This window comes from Mangrovibacterium sp., assembly GCF_059905295.1.
Genome location: NZ_JBZQJF010000204.1, coordinates 1 through 2,859, shown reverse-complemented (window position 1 = coordinate 2,859; position 2,859 = coordinate 1). Strand labels below are relative to the sequence as shown.

The window sequence follows — 2,859 nt, the reverse complement described above, 5'->3', positions numbered from 1 at the left end:
TCTCAGTACTGACACAAAGGCGGCAATCGGGACCCTATGGTATAGCAGGTGGAGAGGACGGAGAACCTGGCCGTCAATATATTTTGACAGCCGCAGGAAAGATCATACCTGTAAATTCAATTCAAAATATCGATTTGGAGGAAGGAGATCAATTTGTAATTGAAACTCCGGGTGGTGGTGGCTACGGAAAAGGATAAGCTTGTAATCAGAAGTATATCCACCCGCTTTGTAAACAATTATGTACCTCCAAACGCTTTAATGAAGTTACTCATTCGATTTGAAGTTTAATTTAAAAACTCGATATTATGAAGTCAAACATGGGAACTGCCGACCGCCTGATCCGTGTGATCATCGCCGCACTTATTGCATTTCTGTACCTCAATGGCACATTAACAGGAACGCTGGGAATAGTCTTAATGATCTTCGCTGTCATCTTTGTATTGACCAGCCTTGTGAAGTTTTGTCCGCTCTACCTTCCGCTTGGGATCAATACGTCTAAAAAGAAAAAGTGAATGTTTCCTAAAATAGAAGGTCCGACTTCACCAAGCCGGACCTTCTATTTTATAAATCGTATTTAAATTCAAAGTCTACTCTTAATCAGTTGTTTTAGTGGCTGATTCCTCAACCGGTGCTTCTTCCTTTACTGGAATATTCTGAAGCGTTTCCACCAGGAAATCCCAGAATTTCGCAACCGAAGGAACATTTACCTTTTCATCAGGAGAGTGTGGAAAGCGAATGGTCGGACCAAAAGAAATCATATCCCATTTGGGGTAAGTACCCCCAAGAATACCGCATTCAAGTCCGGCGTGTATGGCTTTAATTTCGGGAACAACACCATACTTGGCTTCATAAATTCCCTGCATCGTTTTCAAAATCGGTGAATCCATATTGGGGTTCCAGCCCGGGTAAGCACCGCTGAATTTCACCTTTGCACCAGCCATACTGAACAATGCTTTAACACGTTGTCCCAGATTTGCTTTCACCGAGTCAACGGAACTACGCATCAGGAAATACAGGCTAATGGTTTTCTTCTTTTTGTCCGACTTCACAACAGCCATATTACTTGATGTTTCAACCAGCCCCGGCATATTATCCGACATCCGGATTACACCGTTGGGGCAGGCCAACACCGATTTGGTCAGGCGTAGCTGTGTTTTCTTATCGATCATCTTCTCGATAATATTTTCGGGAACCAGTTCTATTTTAATGTCCGGATCGGTCAGTTCATATTCCTGGCGGATTGTTTTCTCAAGTACAGCAACCAACTTGCACATCTTGTCCCATTTTTTCTTTTTAACGGCAACAAGACCAAAGGCTTCACGAGGGATCGCATTCCGAAGGCTTCCGCCGTCTATACTCACCAGGCGTGCTTCATACTTGTCACACATCCTATTCAAAACCCGGAAAAACAACTTATTAGCATTCGCACGTTGCAGGATGATATCCATCCCTGAGTGACCGCCTTTTAAACCAGTTACACTCAAGCGGCCACCAATGTAACTCTTCGGCATTTCCTTTTTCTTATACTCAAAGGTAACCGATACATCTTCTCCACCGGCACAACCAACATACAGCTCGCCCTCATCTTCGGAGTCCATATTCAATAAAATTTCACCATCTAAAGCTCCTGCTTCCAGTCCTTCGGCACCATCCATACCGGTTTCTTCGGTTGCCGTAAACAAGGCCTCAACAGGACCGTGTTCCAACGAGTCGGAGGCCAATACGGCCATAGCTGCAGCAGCACCAATACCGTTATCGGCGCCAAGAGTTGTACCATTGGCTTTCACCCAATCGCCATCAATCAAGGTTTCAATCGGGTCGTTTTCAAAATCATGCTCTTTATCCGAATTTTTCTGAGGCACCATATCCAGGTGTGCCTGCAGAATCACCCCTTTACGATCTTCAAACCCCGGGGTGGCGTCTTTACGAATAATGATATTCCCGCTTTGGTCTTTAATCGTTTGCAAGCCCAGCGCCACTCCAAAATTGTAAACAAATTCCTGAACCTTTTCTTCATGGTTTGATGGACGCGGGATCTGCGTCAATGCATGAAAATTTTCCCAAAGCACTTGCGGCTCCAGTTTACTAATTTCATTACTCATGCTCTTGTATTTTTAATGTTGTAATGTGTTTATTGAACGACAAGCCTGACGCTTGTTCTGCCTCTTAAACATCCGACAATTCGTCGGGTTCATTTTATTTTACGCCTACACTTTTGATTGCTCCGCTGGTTGGGTGGAAAGTCACCGTATGGTTACCATCCAACAATTCGTCGGGAACCGGGAGTACTGTTCCGAACTGAGCGATATCCAGACGGGCAATCGCCATCAGGCTAACACCGTTCATTAATCGTAAGTCGGCCTTACCCGGCATGCGATAATATACATGGCTGAGAGTAGTCGTTGCAGCCGAATTTTGCTTGGCTTGAGCAGCAGCCAAATCGTCCACTTTTTTCAATTCAAGCTGAACAGGCTTTCCACTTAAATCGGTTTTCGGCAACACGCCTTTGGTATCAGAAAAACGGAAAACCACATCACCCGACACGGAATTATCGCCGGGAATATAGTCGAAGGTATATTCGAATGTGCTCTTGTAGGTTTTACCAATGAAAAGGGCCACATAATCGGCTTCAAGTTTATTGAGTTCTTTCACCATTACCGAGTAGGCTTTACCATCGGGCAACTGCTCGTCGTAAGCATTAGCCAGTGACTTAAAGCGACGTTTGCGCAATTTTGTAATGGTATGGGCTGCTTCCTGAGCTTTTTCCTGCAGCGTTTTTGCAATCAAAATATTAGCCGAAGCCGAATCGGGCTTTTCAAAGAATGGATTCAGTGACAAATCTGTAAACGGATACTCCGG

General features: G+C 44.6%; 4 protein-coding genes. 2 read left to right on the top strand and 2 right to left on the bottom strand.

The window, feature by feature from the left end; genetic code table 11:
• A partial coding sequence (locus tag AC37HE_RS10575) for a hydantoinase B/oxoprolinase family protein (RefSeq protein ID WP_500782806.1) occupies positions 1-197 on the top strand: 197 nt, incomplete at its 5' end.
• 108 nt (positions 198-305) lie between these two features.
• Positions 306-512 carry a YgaP family membrane protein gene (locus tag AC37HE_RS10570; RefSeq protein ID WP_500782804.1) on the top strand — a complete coding sequence of 69 codons (207 nt, stop codon included), beginning with the start codon at positions 306-308 and terminating at the stop codon, positions 510-512.
• Positions 513-593: 81 nt separating this feature from the next.
• On the opposite strand, the gene AC37HE_RS10565 is transcribed toward AC37HE_RS10570, so the two are convergent.
• Positions 594-2,102: an aminoacyl-histidine dipeptidase gene (locus AC37HE_RS10565; protein WP_500782803.1), complete on the bottom strand. Its 1,509-nt coding sequence runs from the start codon at positions 2,100-2,102 to the stop codon at positions 594-596.
• 94 nt (positions 2,103-2,196) lie between these two features.
• Positions 2,197-2,859, bottom strand: a 663-nt coding sequence (locus tag AC37HE_RS10560) for a DUF4831 family protein (protein WP_500782802.1), incomplete at its 5' end; no start/stop codon positions are given.

Excerpts from the sequence above, each read along its gene's own strand:
- AC37HE_RS10565 (WP_500782803.1), bottom strand. The coding sequence starts at position 2,102 with ATGAGTAATGAAATTAGTAAACTGGAGCCGCAAGTGCTTTGGGAAAAT.
- AC37HE_RS10570 (WP_500782804.1), top strand. The coding sequence starts at position 306 with ATGAAGTCAAACATGGGAACTGCCGACCGCCTGATCCGTGTGATCATC.